General features: G+C 34.8%; 15 protein-coding genes and 1 pseudogene. 9 read left to right on the top strand and 7 right to left on the bottom strand.

All coding sequences use genetic code 11. The features are described from left to right. Positions 1 to 23 precede the first annotated feature (23 nt). The 7 genes and pseudogenes from AABL87_RS09790 to AABL87_RS09760 form a co-directional block, all read right to left on the bottom strand. Positions 24 to 2,759: a M16 family metallopeptidase gene (locus AABL87_RS09790; RefSeq protein ID WP_341277269.1), complete on the bottom strand. Its 2,736-nt coding sequence runs from the start codon at positions 2,757 to 2,759 to the stop codon at positions 24 to 26. A 136-nt stretch (positions 2,760 to 2,895) separates the two neighbouring features. Beyond that, positions 2,896 to 3,222, bottom strand: a pseudogene (gene trxA, locus AABL87_RS09785) (thioredoxin); the annotation flags it as partial. Beyond that, positions 3,218 to 4,648 (bottom strand): MBL fold metallo-hydrolase, encoded by a 1,431-nt coding sequence (locus tag AABL87_RS09780; protein ID WP_006259769.1) that lies wholly within the window; start codon positions 4,646 to 4,648, stop codon positions 3,218 to 3,220. The pseudogene trxA and the gene AABL87_RS09780, both read right to left, overlap by 5 nt. 73 nt (positions 4,649 to 4,721) lie before the next feature. After that, the gene (locus tag AABL87_RS09775) at positions 4,722 to 5,513 is read right to left on the bottom strand and encodes a sulfite exporter TauE/SafE family protein (RefSeq protein WP_006259768.1); all 792 of its coding nucleotides are present in this window, start codon (positions 5,511 to 5,513) and stop codon (positions 4,722 to 4,724) included. 8 nt (positions 5,514 to 5,521) lie between these two features. After that, a complete protein-coding gene (locus AABL87_RS09770) occupies positions 5,522 to 6,154 on the bottom strand; it encodes a Crp/Fnr family transcriptional regulator (RefSeq protein ID WP_006259767.1) in 633 nt (210 codons plus the stop codon). Between the two features lie 89 nt (positions 6,155 to 6,243). Continuing rightward, a complete protein-coding gene (locus tag AABL87_RS09765; protein WP_006259766.1) occupies positions 6,244 to 6,657 on the bottom strand; it encodes a DUF6691 family protein in 414 nt (137 codons plus the stop codon). A 37-nt stretch (positions 6,658 to 6,694) separates the two neighbouring features. Further along, entirely contained in the window at positions 6,695 to 7,255 is a 561-nt protein-coding gene (locus tag AABL87_RS09760; protein ID WP_016650296.1) for a YeeE/YedE family protein, read from the bottom strand. Between the two features lie 659 nt (positions 7,256 to 7,914). Between AABL87_RS09760 and AABL87_RS09755 the strand changes: the two genes are divergently transcribed. The 9 genes from AABL87_RS09755 (at position 7,915) to AABL87_RS09715 (ending at position 20,253) form a co-directional block, all read left to right on the top strand. Continuing rightward, positions 7,915 to 8,274 carry a DsrE family protein gene (locus tag AABL87_RS09755; RefSeq protein ID WP_006259764.1) on the top strand — a complete coding sequence of 120 codons (360 nt, stop codon included), beginning with the start codon at positions 7,915 to 7,917 and terminating at the stop codon, positions 8,272 to 8,274. Between the two features lie 64 nt (positions 8,275 to 8,338). Then, a complete protein-coding gene (locus AABL87_RS09750; protein ID WP_341277268.1) occupies positions 8,339 to 10,780 on the top strand; it encodes a bifunctional UDP-N-acetylmuramoyl-tripeptide:D-alanyl-D-alanine ligase/alanine racemase in 2,442 nt (813 codons plus the stop codon). Between the two features lie 44 nt (positions 10,781 to 10,824). After that, complete coding sequence (gene mscL, locus AABL87_RS09745) at positions 10,825 to 11,262, top strand: large conductance mechanosensitive channel protein MscL (protein ID WP_006259762.1); 438 nt, start codon at positions 10,825 to 10,827, stop codon at positions 11,260 to 11,262. Between the two features lie 267 nt (positions 11,263 to 11,529). Next, positions 11,530 to 14,889: a SusC/RagA family TonB-linked outer membrane protein gene (locus tag AABL87_RS09740; protein ID WP_341277267.1), complete on the top strand. Its 3,360-nt coding sequence runs from the start codon at positions 11,530 to 11,532 to the stop codon at positions 14,887 to 14,889. Between the two features lie 13 nt (positions 14,890 to 14,902). Next, a complete protein-coding gene (locus AABL87_RS09735) occupies positions 14,903 to 16,444 on the top strand; it encodes a RagB/SusD family nutrient uptake outer membrane protein (RefSeq protein ID WP_006259760.1) in 1,542 nt (513 codons plus the stop codon). 19 nt (positions 16,445 to 16,463) lie between these two features. Continuing rightward, entirely contained in the window at positions 16,464 to 17,348 is an 885-nt protein-coding gene (locus AABL87_RS09730; protein ID WP_006259759.1) for a zinc-binding metallopeptidase, read from the top strand. 21 nt (positions 17,349 to 17,369) lie between these two features. Then, positions 17,370 to 18,725 carry a DUF4302 domain-containing protein gene (locus AABL87_RS09725; RefSeq protein ID WP_341277266.1) on the top strand — a complete coding sequence of 452 codons (1,356 nt, stop codon included), beginning with the start codon at positions 17,370 to 17,372 and terminating at the stop codon, positions 18,723 to 18,725. A gap of 144 nt (positions 18,726 to 18,869) precedes the next feature. Further along, on the top strand, positions 18,870 to 19,481 hold the full coding sequence (locus tag AABL87_RS09720; RefSeq protein ID WP_341277265.1) for a 4'-phosphopantetheinyl transferase family protein: 612 nt from the start codon (positions 18,870 to 18,872) through the stop codon (positions 19,479 to 19,481). Between the two features lie 49 nt (positions 19,482 to 19,530). After that, complete coding sequence (locus AABL87_RS09715; RefSeq protein ID WP_006259756.1) at positions 19,531 to 20,253, top strand: Bax inhibitor-1/YccA family protein; 723 nt, start codon at positions 19,531 to 19,533, stop codon at positions 20,251 to 20,253. Positions 20,254 to 20,270 lie beyond the last annotated feature (17 nt).

The raw sequence follows: 20,270 nt of genomic DNA, 5'->3' as shown, positions 1-20,270 counted from the left end.
TTTTTGTTTAAAGGTTATTTGCTTTATTTTTTAGTAAAATCACCAGCGTAAACTGTTGTGAATTTAGCAGGCTGTAGGTATTTCTTAGCCGCGTCATTCACTTGTTTTACAGTTAACTTTTCTATCTCAGCATTTAATTTGTCATGATTTGTAAATGGAGTGTCGTATAGCAAGAATAAAGAGGATAAATACATCAAGTATCCATCGTTACCTAAATTTGCTTGTTTTGCGTTTTTCCATGAAGATTTATTAGTAATTAATTCTTCTTCAGTAATACCTGAAGTAATTAATTTATTAAACTCTTCATTCAAAGCTTTTTCTACATCAACGCGTTTAGTAGGGTTCATAAAAGCGTATATAGACCAAGAAGCATTCACGTTTTTAGGATCACTAGGTACACTTAATGAGGTACCTGCACCATAGCTAATTCCTTCTTTTTCGCGTAAGCGTTGAGGGATACGCGCAGTCATAAATCCACCTCCCATTACTTCGTTTGCAAATACTAATGCAGCATAGTCAGGATTTGATTGATTCATCTCAAAGTTTAGTTTACCTATAGCTACAGCATTTTCTTTGTCTGGAGTTTCGAATATTTCTTTTACTTGTTTAGTGTCTATAAACTTAGGATATGCTTTTTCATATTTAGCTTTACTATTAAAGTTACCGAACGTGTTTTCTAATAGCTTATCCACAGCTTCTTTGTCTTTCATACCTATTACTGTAGCAATACCGTTATTGGCACCAAAGAAATTCTTGTGGAAGTCCTTAATTTCCTCTAGTTTAACTTTTTTAATACCATCAATGTTCTCTTGAGTTGATGGAGTATAGAAGATACTTCCTTTTTCTTCTTTCTCTGTTAATTGAGAGATTTTGTTGGAAGCGATAGCTTGAGGATCACTTAGTTGAGACTCTAAATTAGTAATATAGTCTATTTTTAATTTCTCTAATTCTGTTTCAGGGTAGATAGGGTTAGTCAATAAATCTTTAAGAATAACCATCGTTTCTTCTATACTACTTCTGTATGATGATACTCCTATGCTAATATTTTGACCATTAAATCTAACAGATATAGTTGACTTTAATTGATCTAACCTATCTTTTATCTGTTGTTTAGTCATAGTCTTAGTCCCAGCATTCAATAGGTTTGCTGCAAAAGAACCTATGTATTGTTTGTTTAATAAGTCTTTTTGATTACCTACTGGTAGTGTTATGCTGAACTGTACCTTTTCACCTTTGATATCTTTATCTATAATACCGTACTTAAGCCCATTGCTAAGTTTAGCAGTAGAGTAATTCTTTTGTAAGTTGGCTATAGATGCTTCGAATGGTCTTAGTGCTTCAGATGACTCTTTTCCTTTATAGTTTTCTACTAGTGCTTTGATATCTTTATCTAAGAACTCAGTTGGCTTCACTCTTGTCTCGTCCTTAGAAGGGATAAACATACCTACTGTACGGTTATTATCTTTAAAGTATTTCTTAGCTACTCTATTGATATCTTCTAGCTTTAAGCTCTCTATATTATCTCTGTATAGATTAGCAAGGCGATAGTCTCCCGCTCCGATAATCTCTGTTAAGTTAATAGCAGTCCGGATAGTATTGTTCTTTAAATCCTCTAGACCTTTTGAGATTCTAGTTTTAGCTCTATCTAAGTCCTCTTGGGTGTATGTGATAGTTTCTATTTTAGCTAATGCTGTCTTGATATCTTTCAGTGTCTCATTTTGATCCTTGTCAAGTGGAATATCAAAGTTGAATAAGATAAAACTTGCATCTCTCACCGTAGGACTAAAAGAGTATAGTGATGACACCTTTTTAGTCTCTACTAAGTCTTTATACAAATATCCAGAAGGGTCATTAGTCAGTATAGATTGTAGTGCTACAAGTGCTGCAAAGTCTTTATCTGCATAAGACGCAGTGTGGTATAAGGTTTGTATATGTTTAGAATCACCTGCACGTCTTACTTCTACAAATTTCTCACCATCTTGAGCAGGTTCTACAGTTAATATTTCATCTAATACACGTTTTGGTTTAGGAATCACAGAGAAGTAATCCTCTACGTATTTTAATGCTTTAGCCTCATCAAACTTACCAGCTATAAGTAGAGTAGCATTATCAGGTTGATAGTATTTTTCGTAGAATCGTCTTAATTGAGGAGCTTTAACACGTTCGATATCCTCTTTTGACCCGATGGTACTAAGCCCGTAATTATGCCATAAGTAAGCTGTATTAATAGTTCTTTCCATTAATACTCTACTAGGGTTATTCTCTCCTATCTCAAATTCGTTTCGCACTACAGAGAACTCTTTGTCTAAATCAGATTGAAGTATAGTAGCGTTAATCATACGATCTGCTTCCATCTCTAGTGCCCATGCTAGATTCTCATCAGAAGTAGCGAATATCTCATAGTAGTTTGTACGGTCATACCAAGTAGTCCCCTGTGCTTGGCCACCTTTGTCAGAGAGCATTTTTTTGATATCGCCTAGTTTAGTAGTGCTTTTAAAAAGCATGTGCTCTAATAGGTGAGCCATACCTTTCTCTCCATATCCCTCATGTTTAGACCCTACGTTGTACACGATATTAACTATCACATTATTCTGAGTAGCATCAGGAAGTAAGAGTACCTTTAGCCCATTAGACAGTTTGTATTCTTTAATGTCTTCAACAGAGGTTACGAAAGTTGGTTTCTCCTTCTGTTGAGCATGAGCGTAATCTGCAGCACTTATTGTCAATGCAAACATAAGTGTATACACTATTTTTTTCATAAGTCAGTAATTAAGGTTAATTGTCATAAATATATAATATTAATTCTAATAAATTGAACAACTGATATATAGCAGGGTTTTAATCTTTGAATAGTATTATAAAAAGTAAGGCTACCTTTGATAGGTAGCCTTATTTTTAATAATTATGCTTATACTGATCGATATGACCTAATAATGTCTGTTTATCCATATATCCAGATTGTTTCCACAGAAGTTTACCTTTTCTAAAAAGCATTAGTGTAGGTACACCTCTCATCTGGTATTGTGTGCTGTACTGTGTGGTAAGAGCCGTATTCTTATCTACATCTATTTTGATAATAGAGATATCATCCTGTAGCTCTTTTTTTACTTCTTCTAGCACAGGAGCTAGCATCTGGCATGGACCACACCACGTAGCGAAGAAATCAACTAAAGTTAACTGATCTCTATCGATTAACTCTTGAAAATTACTCATTGTATTATTGTTTAGTTGTTGGACATGTTGCTGTACAGCTACCTCCTTCTTGTAATGGGATAGAGGTGTTCTTGATAGCGCCGAAACCTCCGATTACATCGATCATATTGTGGTATCCTCTAGCTTTTAGGATAGAAGACGCGATTAATGAACGGTATCCTCCTGCACAGTGGATAAAGAATTTACCTTCTGTTGGGAAGTCAGCGATATTATCATTGATATAATCTAATGGAGAATGAGTCAAGTTTTTATAGTTGATATGAGCAGAATTGTACTCTCCTGGCTTACGTACATCTACTACCTTGATATCTTCATTCACTATTTTATCAGCTAGTTCTTCTGCTGTTACTTGTTGTACAGTATCGTATTCAAAACCTTCTGTTTTCCAAGTAGAGAATCCTCCTTTTAAGTACCCTAACGTATTGTCATATCCTACACGAGATAGACGAATCACAGCTTCTTCTTCACGTCCTTCTGGAGTGATTAATAAGATAGGTTGTTTAATATCTGTGATTAATGCACCTACCCAAGGAGCGAATTGACCATCTAATCCGATAAAGATAGCTCCTGGTATATGTCCACTAGCGAAGTCTGAAGCAGAACGTACGTCTAATAATAAGGCACCAGACTCTTCTGCTAAAGCTTGGAACTCTTTTGGAGTAAGGGCTTTGTTGTTATTGATGATCGTCTCTACATTCTCATATCCTTCTTTATTTAACTTCACATTTAGTGGGAAGTATGCAGGAGGAGGTAGTAGACCATCTGTTACTTCTTTTACGAACTCTGCTTCTGTCATATCAGCACGTAGTGCATAGTTCGTTTGTTTTTGATCCCCTAGGGTACCAACAGTTTCTTTGCTTAAGTTCTTTCCACAAGCAGACCCAGCACCATGCGCAGGATATACGATAACATCATCTGCTAACGTCATAATCTTCGTGCGTAAGCTATTGTATAGCGTAGCTGCTAATTGCTCTTGAGTCAAGTCAGCCGCTTTCTGAGCTAAGTCAGGACGACCTACATCACCTAAGAATAACGTATCTCCACTGAAGATAGCGTGATCTTTTCCATTCTCATCTTTTAGTAAGTACGTAGTACTCTCCATCGTATGCCCCGGAGTGTGTAATGCTGTGATTGTGATATTTCCTATTTTAAATACCTCTCCATCTGTAGCGATATGTGCCTTAAACGTTGGGTTAGCATTTGGTCCGTATACGATAGGAGCATTTGTTTTCTCAGCTAATGTAACGTGTCCACTCACGAAGTCTGCGTGGAAGTGTGTTTCGAAGATATATTTAATCGTCGCATTATCTTTAGCCGCTCTGTCTAAGTAAGGCTGTACCTCTCTTAGTGGATCGATGATAGCAACTTCTCCGTTGCTCTCTATATAGTAAGCTCCTTGAGCTAAACATCCTGTATAAATTTGTTCTATTTTCATATTGTAGTTTATTTCTTTGTTTGTAGTAAAAGTAAGAAGATGTTTTTAAAATGACAGTAACTTAGGTTACAAACTATAAAAACACTTCCTTAATTAGGATATAAATAGCCATGATTAGTACGAAATAACCAAAGCACTTTTTTAAATTTTTATCAGGAACGTACTTTGTTAAATAGATACCGATGAAGATCCCTACCATAGATATCCCGCTAAAAGTAAGTAGCATCGCCCAGTCCATAGCGGTATGACCTAGATCGCCTAAGAATCCTATTAAGGACTGTATAGCGATAATGCATAATGAGGTGCCGACAGCTTGTCTCATAGGCATTTTGGCAAATAAGACTAAAGCGGGAATGATTAAGAATCCTCCTCCAGCACCTACTGTACCTGCTAGCAGTCCGATCAAGATGCCTTGTAATACTAGCCCTGATAAGGCTGGCTTAGTATCTATTACCTCTATTTCTTTTTTTGGTCTGATCATTTTAGTTGCCGAAGTGAACATCACTAAGGCAAATAAGACCATCAGCACAATATTCTTATCTATACTCCAGCTACCGATGGATATTACATCTGGTACAAGTGGGAGTAAGTAGGCTCTCGTGATATATACTGTGATGACAGAGGGTATCCCGAAGAGCAATACTGTTTTTAGATCTACTTTTTTGTCTATATAGTTTTTTATACCACCTACTAGAGAAGTAGATCCTACTATGAATAGTGAGTATGCTGTAGCTACGAAGGGCTCTACCTTCATGATATACACGAGGATAGGTACGGTGAGTATAGATCCACCACTACCGATAAGGCCTAGTGATATCCCGATAAGTAAGGCTAGTGCATACCCTATTAATGCTGTATAATCCATATCTGTACTTAAGGCTTAAGTAGCTCGATATATTTTCTATTGAGCTGTATAATACCTTCGTTTTCTAAAGTTTTTAGTATTCTAGAGATCACTACTCTAGAGGTATTTAGTTCGTCAGCTAATTCTTGATGTGTATTGTTGATAAATCGACTGTTGTATATCTTCGCTTTACTTCTCAGTAAGTTACATAGACGTTCTTCCATATTCATGAAGGCAAGACTATCTATAGCAGTTAGCATTTCGTTCATACGGTTGTTATAACTGTTGAGTACGAAGTTGCGCCAACTCTTATATTTTACCAGCCATTCATCCATTTTTCCTACAGGAACTAAGACTACACTACCATCGCGTTCTGCTATAGAGCGCACCTGACTCTTCGTCTCACCTAAGCAGCAGGTCAGTGTCATCGCGCAGGTATCTCCTTCTTCTATATAGTATAGGACTATCTCTCCCTCTCGCTGATCTTCTCTGATGATTTTGATAGCACCTTCTAGGAGTAGAGGAATCTTCTTAATGTATTCTCCTATCTCCATCAACTTTTCTCCTTCTTTAAAGTCTTTTATAGTAGATACTTCTATGATTTCTTCTAATAACTTCTCCTCGAAGGTAGAGCGGTATTTGTTTCGTATGATATGTTCCATAAAAGAATAAACAAATGAATTAATGGTTCTAAGTTACTTTATCGTGACAATATATCAAAAGTATTAGTTCCTTTAATCCATATTGTTTATTAATGAGGAAGCCATCTTCTGATCAATCCATAGAACCAAGTCCCTAATAATGCTCCGATGATGGCAATCAAAATAGGTAAAAAGCCTGCTCCAAATAAGGCAAACATAGGTCCGGGACAAGCTCCTCCTAATGCCCACCCTAACCCGAAAAAGATTCCTCCTATCAGATAGCGTGGTACACTCTTCTCTTTTGGGGTGAACTCAATCGGGTTACCAGAGAAGTCTTTGATATTCTTTTTCTTGATAATATAGGTTGCGATAACAGCGATAGTTAATGCAGTTCCCATAATACCGTACATGTGGAAGCTGTCGAATTGAAACATTTCATATATTCTGAACCACGATGCTGCTCCAGATTTAAACATTCCTATCCCGAAAAGCATCCCGACTAATAAATAGGCTAATTTTTTCATTGTATCTTATTGATGTAAATATTGTTAATCATTTGTGTTAGAAAATAAAAGGGAACAGTAGGTGTACCATAATTAACCCTCCTATAAAGAAACCAATTACTGCTATCAAGGAAGGCAATTGTAGATTACTTAACCCACTGATTGCATGTCCTGAAGTACATCCTCCTGCATATCTAGAACCAAACCCTACGAAGAACCCTGCTAATAATAGTAGTCCGATAGATTTAATAGAACCAAAGACTTCATTAGAGAATAACTCTGTAGGTATATATGCCTTGCCAGCACTTTCTATACCTAGTGTATGGAGCTTCTCTATCGTCTGATTGGCTAGTGGTATCGCTGCTGGCTCGACACTTAAGAAGTGGTATGCGATGAACCCTCCTAGGATAGTTCCTACTAAGAAAAGTAAGTTCCACGTCTGAGCTTTCCAGTTAAAGCAGAAGAAATCACAACTCTTACCTGCTCCCATCATCGAGCACATGGTGCGTAGATTAGAGGAAAACCCAAAAGATTTGCCCATTAATAAAAGTAATATAAGTGTAGTAGCGATGAATAAACCTCCTACATACCAAGGCCATGGGCCATATATCCATTCCATAACATTTAATTTAATAAGACAAAGTTCTCGATTAAAATCGAGAAGAAATGTAACCTAGGATACACAGCACTTCTTTTTTGTTAGTATACCATTTATAATGAAAGATGATTGGATATAGGAATGGAAGTGAAAATTAATACTACGTAATACTGAGATAAGAGGAGAATGATTGGTGTATAAAAGGTGTCTTGTTGGACAAAAGGGTTTTTACGTCCATTATTATCGGGGTATTGTCCATGTATTGTCGAAGGAAAAGCCTGTAAAGCCTTATTTTACTAGGTGTAAGGGGAGTATTGTGATTGAGGTGGTATAGGGGTGTTTTAGGGTTATTGTATTGATAATTAGTGTATTGTTGTTTTTTTGGTGGTAAAAAAAGTAAATTGTTTTTTTAGAAAAATTGTTCTTATAGATGGTTTTTGAGGTAATTTTTTTAAAAAAGAAGGTGTTGAAAGAGAATTTTGGGTATAAATAGGAACTTATTTATGCTGAAAACAAAAAAAAGAAATTCCTTTTTTTGAAAGGATAGATTTAGATCTGAATAGAATTTTAAACAGAATAGTAGCAAAAGTTTGTGAGAGTTTATTAGTCGATATGAGTGGTTTTTAGTAGTTTTATAGAACTTAAAAAATAGAACCCAAAACTTAAAAATAGATATACTTATGAAAAATACAAAGCACAACGTTGTATTTCAATTAAACACAGACAACATTAACGAACAGAATGCACTAATGACTTATGTATCTAATGTTAGAAATCACTGGAAAGAGGATGTAACGATACAAGTAGTTGTGCATGGGCCTGGTATCGGAATGCTTAGAAAAAGCAAGACGATGGTAGGAGAACCTCTTAAGGCAGTGATGCAAAAAGGTATACAATTCTTTGCGTGTGAGAATACAATCAATGCTCGCAAAATAGATAAATCAGATATTATCGAGAATGTAGGATTCGTACCTTCAGGATTAGTTTATATTATCGAAAAACAAGAAGAAGGGTGGTCTTATATAAAATGTAATTTTTAAGATTTTGTATAGATAGAGAGTGGTATGACTCTCTTTACCTTTGTGTATCAAATAAGGCAAAATAATGAAATTTAATACGGATGCGTTCTGTTCATTCATTGGAGCAGACATTATAGGAAACAGTAAGAGTGAATATGTAGATATTTCGAATATATCCGTAGACAGTAGGTCATTGCAGAATGATCAACACACTTTATTTTTTGCATTAAAAGGAGGTAATCATGATGGACATGATTATATCGAAGAATTGGTAAATAAAGGAGTCAGATATATCGTCATCTCTGACCAGACTAAGGTACGTCCTATAGAAGGAGTACTTTTCTTTAAAGTTAATAATACATTAGCTGCACTTCAGGGTGCGGCTATTTTTCATAGAGATCGTTTTGATTTTCCAGTTATCGGAATTACAGGTAGTAAAGGAAAGACGGTAGTAAAAGAATGGCTTAACTATCTGCTGAGCGAAGAGTATAAGATCATCAAGAGTCCTAAGAGTTATAATTCTCAGACGGGTGTGCCACTATCTGTATTTGGTATAGAGGAGAAGCACAACTTAGGTATCTTCGAAGTTGGAATATCTACTGTGGGTGAAATGGAGAGACTTGCTAAGGTGGTCAAGCCTACTATAGGTGTTTTTACAGCACTTACAGAAGAGCATGGAGAAGGTTTTCGCTCATTAGAAGAAAAAGTGAGTGAGAAAGCTAAACTATTCCAGGATGCTGAGGTAGTTATTTGTGAGCAGAATGAGTTGTTATTACAATATTTTAGTTCTGTTGCTTCTGTATATACTTGGAGTCTGACAGATACGTCAGCGAATGTCTATGGACAGCTTTATTCCTCTAGTCTTACTGTATCTATTGATCAAGGTGATTCGTACTCAGTAGAACTTCCATTCACAGATGATAGTTCTGTGCGTAATATAATGACTTGTATTAGTACGATGTCTTACTTAGGGTATGACTTAGAGAAGATAGCACAGCGTATCCAAGGACTCTATCCAGTAGAACTGCGTATGCAGGTAAAGAATGGTGTGAATAACTGTACGATAATAGATGATGCGTATAATGCAGATTATCAGTCGCTATCTATCGCTCTTGACTTTCTAGATAAGCATAAGGTGAGTGCGTCTAAGACTGTGATACTATCCGATATGTTTAAGAGTGGGTATGAGGAGGAGGAGATATATGGTCAGCTAAAAGAGCTGTTGTATACACATCAGATAACTCGTGTGATCGGTATAGGAGAGCATATAAGTAAGTATCTAATCGGGACGACGAACACTTATCTATATAGAGACACTGAAGAGTTCTTACAGAAAGTATCTGTAGAGGATTTTAGTGATGAGAATATCTTAGTCAAAGGGGCTAGAGGATTCCGCTTTGACAGAATCGTCACGATGCTAGAGAAGAAAACGCATGAGACTGTACTAGAAGTTAATCTTACTGCGATGTGTCACAACCTTAATTTCTACCGTTCAAAGCTAAAGCCAGAGACTAAAGTGATGGTCATGGTGAAGGCATTCGGATATGGTAATGGTAGCTATGAAGTAGCGAAATTACTAGCTCATGAGAAGGTAGATTATCTAGGAGTAGCTTTTGCAGATGAGGGAATAGAATTGCGCAAGGCTGGTGTGAATACTAAGATTATCGTGATGAATCCTGAGATTAATGCATTCTCAGCGATGATAGCGTATGATCTAGAGCCAGAGGTGTACTCTGTACGTGAGCTTAATGCATTCTTAAAAGTAGCTAGAGAACGCAACTGCTATGAATATCCTATCCATATCAAGCTGGATACGGGTATGCATAGACATGGTTTTTTGACTGAAGATCTAGACGAGTTAATAGAAGTGCTTAGACATACTAATGTGGTCGAAGTCAAATCTATATTCTCACATCTATCATCAAGTGATATGCCTGAATATACAGACTTTACACTTGGACAGATAGAGATGTTTACAGATAACTCAGATAAACTAATACAAGAATTAGGGATTAACCCAATACGTCATATTCTGAATACATCCGGTATTTTTAACTTTTCGGAGCATCAGTTTGATATGGTTCGATTGGGAATAGGATTGTATGGAGTTGGTAATGATAGAGAAGAAATGCAACAATTGGCTAATGTTAGTACGCTTAAAACTCGCATTATGCAAATCAAAGAAATCAAAGATAAAGACAGTGTAGGATACGGTCGGAGATTTCGCGCAGAAGGTAAAACACGTATCGCCACTGTGCCCATAGGATATGCTGATGGAGTACATCGCTCATGGGGACCTGTGGGCTATGTCTTAGTAAATGGGCAAAAAGCAGAGATCACAGGATCTATCTGTATGGATATGTTAATGATCAATGTAACAGAAATAAAATGCCAAGAAAATGATGAGGTTGTTATTTTTGGTAAAGACCTGCCAGTCACTATTATAGCAGATAAAATAAAAACAATACCATATGAGATTTTAACGAGTATTGCACTTCGCGTTAAAAGAATTTTTTTTATAGAGTAAAAAAGTTATATTTTTAACTATTCAAAACTTAAACAATAAAGACTATGGGATTTGTAAAAGAATTTAAAGAATTCGCTGTCAAAGGCAATGTAATGGACCTAGCGGTAGGGGTAATCATCGGGGGAGCATTCGGTAAAATTGTAACGAGTGTTGTAAACGATGTTATTATGCCATTAGTATCTGCTATCATCGGAACACCTGATTTCACTAATATGTATGTAGTGTTAAAAGGAGATGCACCTGATGGGGCACCTCTAGCAGCAGCAAGAGGAATAGACGGTAATGTTGTATTTGCTTATGGTAGCTTTATTACAGAGGTAATCAACTTTACATTGTTAGCTCTATGTGTATTCCTTTTAGTAAAAGGAGTTAACTCATTAAGAAAGAAAGAGGAGGCTGCACCAGAAGCACCTGCAGGACCACCAGCACCTACTCAAGAGGATCTTTTAGCAGAAATCAGAGATTTGTTAAAGAAACAATAATATTATGACTGTGGTTTCTTAAAATCGCTTTGTGATAATAAAAAAGGGTATACTTTATGTATACCCTTTTTTATTTACCTTATCTGACATAGTAGTTAATATAAATAAATTATAGTGTGTAATTTTTATTAAATATATTTAAAAGTTTATATTATTTAATAAATAGTGTATTATGATGATAATTTGATAAAAATCACATTACCTCTAGTTTTTGATAATATTATGTTATTTATTTGTTAATGATAAATTAATTAATAGTTAACAAGTATGAAGAAAGGTTTACTTAAATTCTTTTTCTTCTCATTAGCACTTACAGTTACTGGAAGTGTGTATGCGCAAGAAAAGGTAATTAAAGGAAGAGTTGTGGCTTCTGATGATGGTTCATCATTGCCTGGCGCTACTATATTTGTCAAAGGTACTAAAGAGGGAGTACAGACAGATATAGATGGAAATTACTCTATTAAGGTAAATGGTAAGGACGCCGTTCTTGTGTTTGAATTCATGGGATTCAATTCAGCAGAGAAGAAAGTCGGAGAGCTAGCAGTTATCAATGTTTCTTTAGGAGAAGCAACGGAGATGATTGACGAAGTAGTGATTAATACAGGGTATCAGACTATTACTAAACGTAAGGAGGCTGGAGCTGTAAGTCGTATCGAAGCGAAAGATCTGAAGGTAGATGGGGTAGCGGATGTGAGTAGAATGATCGAAGGTAAGGTAGCAGGGGTAACTATACAAAACCCTTCAGGTACTTTCGGAGCTGCTCCTAAAATTACTATTCGTGGAGCTTCTTCTATTATGGGAGATACTAAACCACTATGGGTAATTGATGGTGTAGTACAGGAAGATATTGTGAACGTATCATTTGAGCAGTTAGCTTCAGGTAACTCAGAGTCTATTTTAAGTTCTGCTTTGTCTGGAATTAATGCGGATGATGTATTGAGTATTGACGTACTTAAGGATGCTTCTGCGACGGCTATTTATGGATCTCGTGCCATGAATGGGGTAGTGGTGATCACTACTAAATCTGGTAGAAGAGATACGCCTATGTCTATTAGCTATACGATGGAGAATACACTGCGTCCTATACCTCAGTACAATCAATATGATGTGATGAATTCACAAGATAATATGATGGCGTATAGAGAGCTTCAGAATAAAGGCTATTTAGATTATGCTTCTATGTTATATGGGAGACATAGTGGAGCATACGGAATTATGTATCGTGCTATGAATGAATTTGATCCTGTGCATAATCAATATGGGGTGCATAATGGGGAAGCTGCACAAAATAAGTTTTTACAAACTTATGAAAAAGCAAATACAAATTGGTTTAAAGAATTATTTAGGCCTTCTATTGTACAACAACATTCATTAAGTTTTAATGGAGGAGGAAAAAATAATGCCTATTTTGCCTCTATTGGTTACTTAGCTGATTCAGGATGGTCTATTGCTGATAAAGTACACCGTCTGACATTGAACCTAAAGAATACATTCTTTGTAAATGATAAGTTAAAAATATCGTTATCATCTATTGCTTCAGTACGTGATCAGAAAGCACCAGGGGCTTATGATGCAGAAAAAGATGTAGTAAATGGATCTGTAAAACGTGATTTTGACATTAATCCATTTAGTTATGCTTTAAATACAACTAGAACGTTACGCCCTTATGATGACAATGGAAACTATGAGTACTATAGAAGTAACTGGGCTCCATTTAATATCATGAATGAGTTAGACAATAACTATATGGATATTGATGTAAAAGATATTCGTTTTCAATTGGATTTAGATTATAAGTTATTACCTAACTTAACGTATAATTTAAGTGGATCTGCTCGCTATGCAACTACAAAACGTGTGCATAATGTGACTCAGGATTCAAATGTGATAGGTGCTTATAATGCAGATAAGTCAACAGTAGAACGCGATCAAAATATCTTTTTATATAGAGATCCTGATCAAAAAGAAGTTCCTCCAATGCCTATTATGACAAATTCAGGGCTAAAGAGAACATTTACGAATGATATGACATCTTTCTTATTGAGAAACAGCTTTACTTATGACAATGTGTTTAACGATTTACATGAATTAGATGTTTTCGGAGGTACAGAGATGAGAGTAGTAAACCGTGATAAAGATTATTTCTTAGCTCAAGGAGTTCAATTTGACAAGGGTTTAACTACTTATCCAGAGTTATTAGCAATGCGTAAATTGTTAGAGCAAGGGGGAGAGTATTTTACTTATGGTGAAGAGAAAGAAAGAACAGTAGCCTTCTTTGCTAGAGCAGCTTATACCTATGATAGACGTTATACAGTGGCTTTAACAGGGCGTTACGATGGGTCAAATAGACAAGGAGATACAGGTTCTTCTAGATGGTTACCAACTTGGACTGCTTCAGGAAAGTGGAATATCTCTAGTGAAAAGTTTATGGAGAACTTACATACGGTGAGTAATTTAGCATTACGTGCTTCTTATGGATTAACTGCTACATCTGGACCAGCAACGAATTCTTTAGCAATCTATAGACCATATGTTACGCCTAGACCTGATTTGAATACTATAGAGAATGGTATTTCTATTAAGGATCTTCAAAATACAGAGCTAACATGGGAAAAACAACATGAAGCAAATATTGGTATTGACTTAGGTTTATGGAATAATAGAGTGCAGTTAGTAGTAGATGCCTACCAAAGGAATGCTTTTGACTTAATTGATTATGTACGTACATCAGGTGTAGGTGGTCAAAATGTTAAGTTAGGTAATAATGCAGATATGCGTACTAGAGGTATTGAGTTCGGTATTACGACTACTAATATTAAAACACCTGAGTTTAGCTGGTCTACTACATTGAACGGATCTTACTACAATCAAGAAGTTACTAGGTTACAAAATACTCCTCGTGTGATTGATTTAGTACAAGGATTTAATGGTAACGTAGTAGGAAGACCTCGTAATGCTTTATATTCTTATCAATTTACAGGGCTAGATTATAGAGGATTACCAACTTTTTTACAAGCACCTGGTCAAACAGATGTAATTGGTGGAGCTAATTTTCAAGATACCAATAATCCAACAGGTTATTTAAAATATGAAGGATCGATTGAACCAAATAAGACTTTAGGGTTAACGAATACATTCACTTATAAAAATTGGAGTTTAAATTTCTTGATTGTAGCATCAGGAGGAAATAAAATTCGTTTATATCCATCTTATGCAGCTAGATATAGTGATACAGATGTATTTAGTAAGTCATTTGAAGATCGTTGGATTAATCCAGGTGATGAGAATATTACTAATGTACCTGTTATACCTGATAATACCCTTGTAAGTGTGTTAGGAAGTAGAGTCATGGAAAGAGCTTATAATACTTATAATTATTCTTCAGAGCGTGTAGCTGATGGTGGATTTGTGAGATTAAAGAACGTTTCATTGACTTATGAATTCCCTGATCATTTCAAACGCTCTATGAAAATGTCTAATTTCTCATTGCGTTTTAATGCAACTAACCCATGGTTAATCTATGCAGATAAAAAGCTTAATGGAGAAGATCCAGAATTTTACAGAACAGGAGGGGTAGCTATGCCACAAACAAGTCAATACACATTGACACTTAATGTTGGTTTTTAAATTTTAGATTATTATGAACAGAGTAAAGATATTAGTAGGATTATTAATCTTGGCAACTGCTACAGTAGGCTGTAGTGACTTTCTTTCAGAAGTGCCAGATAATAGAACTCAAATAGATACACCTAAAAAGGTGGGAGAATTATTGGTAGGAGCTTATCCAAATACTAGTCATGCTGAATTTGCTGAACAGATGAGTGATAATGTTGTTGATAGTGGGCGTTTGCATTTTACTTCTTTGCAAACAGAACAAAATTATCAATGGTTACCTGCTACAGAGGAAGATATAGATTCTCAATATGCTTTTTGGATGGATAGTTATAAAGCGATTGCTAGTGCTAATAAGGCTTTGGAGGCTTTAGAAGAAATGCAGAAAGAATATGCTAATAAACCTTCGTCTAATTATGGATTAAAACAGTTGAGAGCAGAGGCTTTATTAGCTCGTGCTTATAATCATTTTATGCTTGTAAATTTATGGGCGAAAAGTTATAATCCAGCTACAGCAGAAAGTGATTTAGGAGTACCTTATGTTACTACTGTTGAAACACAGTTAAAACAAGAGTATAAAAGACATAGTGTCGCTGAAGTTTATAAATTCATAGAACAGGATTTATTAGAAGGTCTTGAAGGAATAAAAGGAGCGTCATATAGTAGCCCTGAAATTGCTAAGTATCATTTTACAGAGGCTTCAGCTAAAGCTTTTGCAGCTCGTTTTTATTTGTTTAAGGGAGATTATGCTAAAACAATAGAGTACTCTAATCAGCTTGGAAATGTGCCAGTTGGTAAACTTAGAGATGTTTATGATTCTAGAAAGTGGGATGATAAACAGAATAATAGAGAATTTGCTAAAACAGATAAAGTAACTAACTTATTAGTTGCTAATTCAGAATCAATAAAAGGTAGAAGCCAACATACAACACGCTTTGTATTAACATCTGCTGTAGCTAGTAGAGATAAAGGATTATTTACTGCTGATGCAAACCCATTAGGAATAACGTGGAATTATCCTAGTGCTACTTATCAGAATAATGATGTGTATTATGTTCCTAAATTCTATGAGTATTTTAAAATCAAAGACTTTACGAATATGACGGGTAATCCATATGTTGCTTTTGTGCTGTTTTCTAATGATATGTTATATTTAGATCGTATGGAAGCATTTGTGATGGAGGATAGAATTGATGAGGCTTTAAAAATGTATTCTTACTTAGTGTTAAGTCGCTCTTTGATTAAACCAGAGTTGAAACCAGAGGATTTATTAGATGTTATGGAGTATGAGTATGTGGAAGAATTATTTCCATATGTTCCAGGAAAATATACTCCTTTAAAAACTATTAATGAGAAACAAGCAGTAATGCTTGAAGCTGTAGCTGATATGAGAAGAAGAGAAGGTTTTGAAGAAGGATATCGTTGGTTTGATATTAGAAGATTTGGTTTGGAAGTAAAACATCAAATGGTAGGAGGTCCTGAAATTATTCTTAAAAAAGGAGATCTAAGATATCAATTACAAATTCCTCAAGTTGCAATAGATAATGGAATCCAAGCTAATCCAAGATAAACCTTAAAAAAGAAAGATTATGACAGTAAAAAATATAATAAAAGGAGTTGGTTTAGTTTTTACAGCCTCTGTATTATTAAGTGCTTGCTCTAGTGATGATAAATTAAGAGATGAATCTATTTTTGATACTACAGAAAAACCTAAAACAGAATTAGATCAATGGATTGAAAATAAGTATACAAAGCCATATAATATTTCGGCTACTTATTTATGGGATGAATCATTAGGAAAGCCTGATAAAACATTGTTTCCTCCTAAAGTGTCTAGTGTAAAACCAGCTTTGCAAGTTATCAAGAAAATATGGATTGATACTTATACAGAGATAGGTGGTGAGGATTTTGTTAAGAAATTAGCACCTAGACAATTACATTTCATAGGAAGTTACAATCTGAATCATAATGGTACAATTGTATTAGGAGATGCTGGAGGAGGTGCGAGAATTACGATGTATAATACAGATTATATTAACTATAAAAGTTTAGCAAGTGTTAGACAGTTTGTACATACTATTCAACACGAGTATATTCATATTCTAAATCAAACTAAACCTTATGATTTGAAAGCTTGGAGTAAAGTAGCAAGTTTAAAAGGAGGATATACATCAAGTTGGTATATTGAGCGCGATGATGTTAGTAATAATTTAGGCTTCGTGACACCTTATGCTCGTAGTAATTATGATGAGGATTTTGCTGAAACGGCAGCTTTTGTACTATTGAGATCAGAGGCAGAAAAACAAGCATTTTTGAAAGATATTAAAGATGCTGAAGGGAGAAAAATTATTGAGCAGAAGTTTCAATTAGTAGAACAGTATTTTAAAAATCAGTTTGATATGGATTTTTATGCACTACGTGATGCTGCTGAGAGAAATACACAAGCAGTGATGGCAGGTGATCTAGAAGAATAATACTTATTAAGATTTAGAATTATGAAAAAATATATAACTAAAGCTTTTTTAGCAACAATAATTCTTGCTGGAATAGCTTCTTGTCAAAAAGAAGAGGATCGAGTTTTCGATGAATCTGTTGCAGAACGTCTTTCTGAGCAAGAAAAAAAATTACAAGATTTACTATTGTCTTCAGAGTATGGATGGAAATTAGTATATAATACTTCTGAAGGAGATTTTGGTAGTTATACTTATTTGATGAGATTTAAAGATACTCGTAATGTTGAAATGGTATCTGATTTTGATGCATCAGGGCCTATTAGTGAGGTTACAGAATATGCTATTCATCAAAGAACAACTGCGAGTTTAGTATTTACAACTCGTTCCAAAATACATCAATTATCAGATCCTGCTAATTCACCGTATGCTGCAGGTAAGGGATATTATGGAGAGTATCAGTTTGGCTATTATGGTAATACTGAAAATGAGATTTATTTTCGAACTCCAAAACAAGATCAAGAGTTAACATTTGTCAAAGCAACTAAAGAAGATTGGGATAATTTTAAAACACAATCTAGTATGGTAGACCATATGAATTTTTCTTTAAATGCATACTTTAGAGTTGTAGAAATTGAGAAAGGTAGTAAGAAAGAAATTTATGACTTTGTTAATAAAGAAGTTGTTAGAATGATCGATATGGATGGTAACCCTCTTTTTAATGAGAGTGATTATGGATTAACATTTAATCCTAAAGGCTTTACTGTTAGTCCTATAATGGAAGTTGAAGGTCAGAAGATTAGTTCATTCTTATATGATGAGATAAACGATTCTTTTATTGGAAGAGAAGGAGATGTAAAAGTTACTTTTAAGTTTTCTAAGAGTCCTGCTATTTGGACAGATATGAGTTATAAGAAATTACTTGTATTACCTAATAATAGAATGAGTTCTTTCACCTTTAGGACTAACAGTAGTTATCAATTATTCAATTCTAGTGTGACCTCTCCATATTTAAAACAGGAAGTGGCAGCAATGGGAAAAGATGCTGTTGGTCAATATAATTTAGCTTCGATTGATTTGACATTTAATGCTAATGTTGGGTTGCCTTTTAATGCTAATTATGTGCGTTATACTTATAAAGGGAAACAATATTTGTATTTTTTTAGACTTGAAGATTTAAAGGATAGAGTAAAGGTAATTGCTATATCTTGGAATTCTCCTGCTACTGTTCCAAATGAAATTAAGGAGTTAAATGATAAGTTTTTAGGTGAAGAGTTATATGTTCGTAATGAAAGTTTTAGAATTCAGTATGGTTTAAATCCTGTAGGAACTTTTATTTCAACTAAATCTCCGATTGCATTTCCTACGTGGGATGTTAGTGAACCTTATGTATTTAATTAGTATTTTAATATATTGATTAGTTAAAGCCGCTCACTCGAGCGGCTTTTTTGGTGGATTAAAAAGTCAGTATTTACTATTGAGTAAAATGTTTTTTAGGAGTTTTTATTATTCAAGTATATTTGTCTGCGTAATTAAATAGATAAGATGCCTTTAGTAAAAGAAATCAAAGGAATAACCTATAAGGTGTTAATTTGGAAAGTAGAAGAGAATCTCGAGGAGCTGATGAATGGTGTTGTTCTACAAGAGCGCTCTGCTGAGCGATTAAAAGGAATGAAATCTGAAGTGCACCAAAAGGGATTTATGGCAGTCAGACAGTTGCTGCACAATGGAGGATATAGTGATAACGACTTGTGTTATGATATAAACGGTAGACCTAGTCTTAGTGATGGTTCATTTATCTCTATTTCGCATTCATTTGAGTATGCTAGTATTATCATTGGTAAGGAGAATGTAGGTATAGATGTAGAGATGAAGCGCGATAAGATAAAGCGTATTGCAAATAAGTTTTGCAATGAAGAAGAACTAAACATAGCTTTCAATTCTTCGAATGAGATTGATACATTGACAGAGATATGGTGTGCGAAAGAAGCTATGTTTAAGATGTGTGAGTCACGTAGCCTGAGTTTTAAAAGTGATATGCAGGTAGAACTTAAAACGAAAGAATGTTTTGTTAATAATGAGGTTTTTAATCAAAAATTCGAATATAAAATGATAGAATTAGATAACTTTGTGTTGGTTTATGCATTAGAGTCTTAATGCAATAGTAATTTTAAAAAGATAATTAGTACTTTTGAGAAAAATATAGATGATGAAAAACAATTTTGAAAATGTTGATTACACGCTTCCTGTAGCTATGGAATCTGAAGTAGTAAGAGCACAGTTTTATAAAAAGACGTATGCTACTTTAGCAGCAGGAGTATTAGCTTTTATTGTATTAGAAGCTATTATGTTGAACACACCTTTCATTGTAGAAGGGATGTTTACTATTATTGGAATGGGTAAGTTCTCATGGTTGATCGTGCTAGGTGCCTTTATGGGGATCACTTGGTATGCACAGAGACTTGCTGATAACTCAGTAGATAAGAAGGTGCAGTATGCTGGACTGTTTTTATACGTATTAGCAGAGGCATTTATTTTTGTGCCTATTTTATATATCGCTATGTCTATGACTAATGACCTTACTCTGATTTCTCAGGCAGGTATTATGACATTGGCTTTATTTGGAGGATTGACTGGAGTAGTATTTAGCTCTAATGCTAACTTCTCTTTTATGAGATCTATCCTTAGTATTGGATTTTTCTTAGCTTTAGGTACTATTATTTGTGGTATGATCTTCGGATTTAACCTTGGGTTATGGTTCTCTTTAGCGATGGTAGCTTTAGCTTCTGGGTCGATCTTATACTCTACATGGCAGATTAAAAATGAATACGCAGCTAACCAACATGTACCAGCTGCTCTATCATTATTTGCTTCGTTAATGTTACTTTTCTGGTATATTCTGAGAATTGTAATGAGTAGAAACAACTAATTAGAAAGATATATTAT

This window comes from Myroides sp. C4067, assembly GCF_038039665.1.
GTDB lineage: Bacteria > Bacteroidota > Bacteroidia > Flavobacteriales > Flavobacteriaceae > Flavobacterium > Flavobacterium odoratimimum.
Note: the sequence above shows the minus strand (reverse complement) of the source record. Positions and strands in the feature narration are given on the sequence as shown.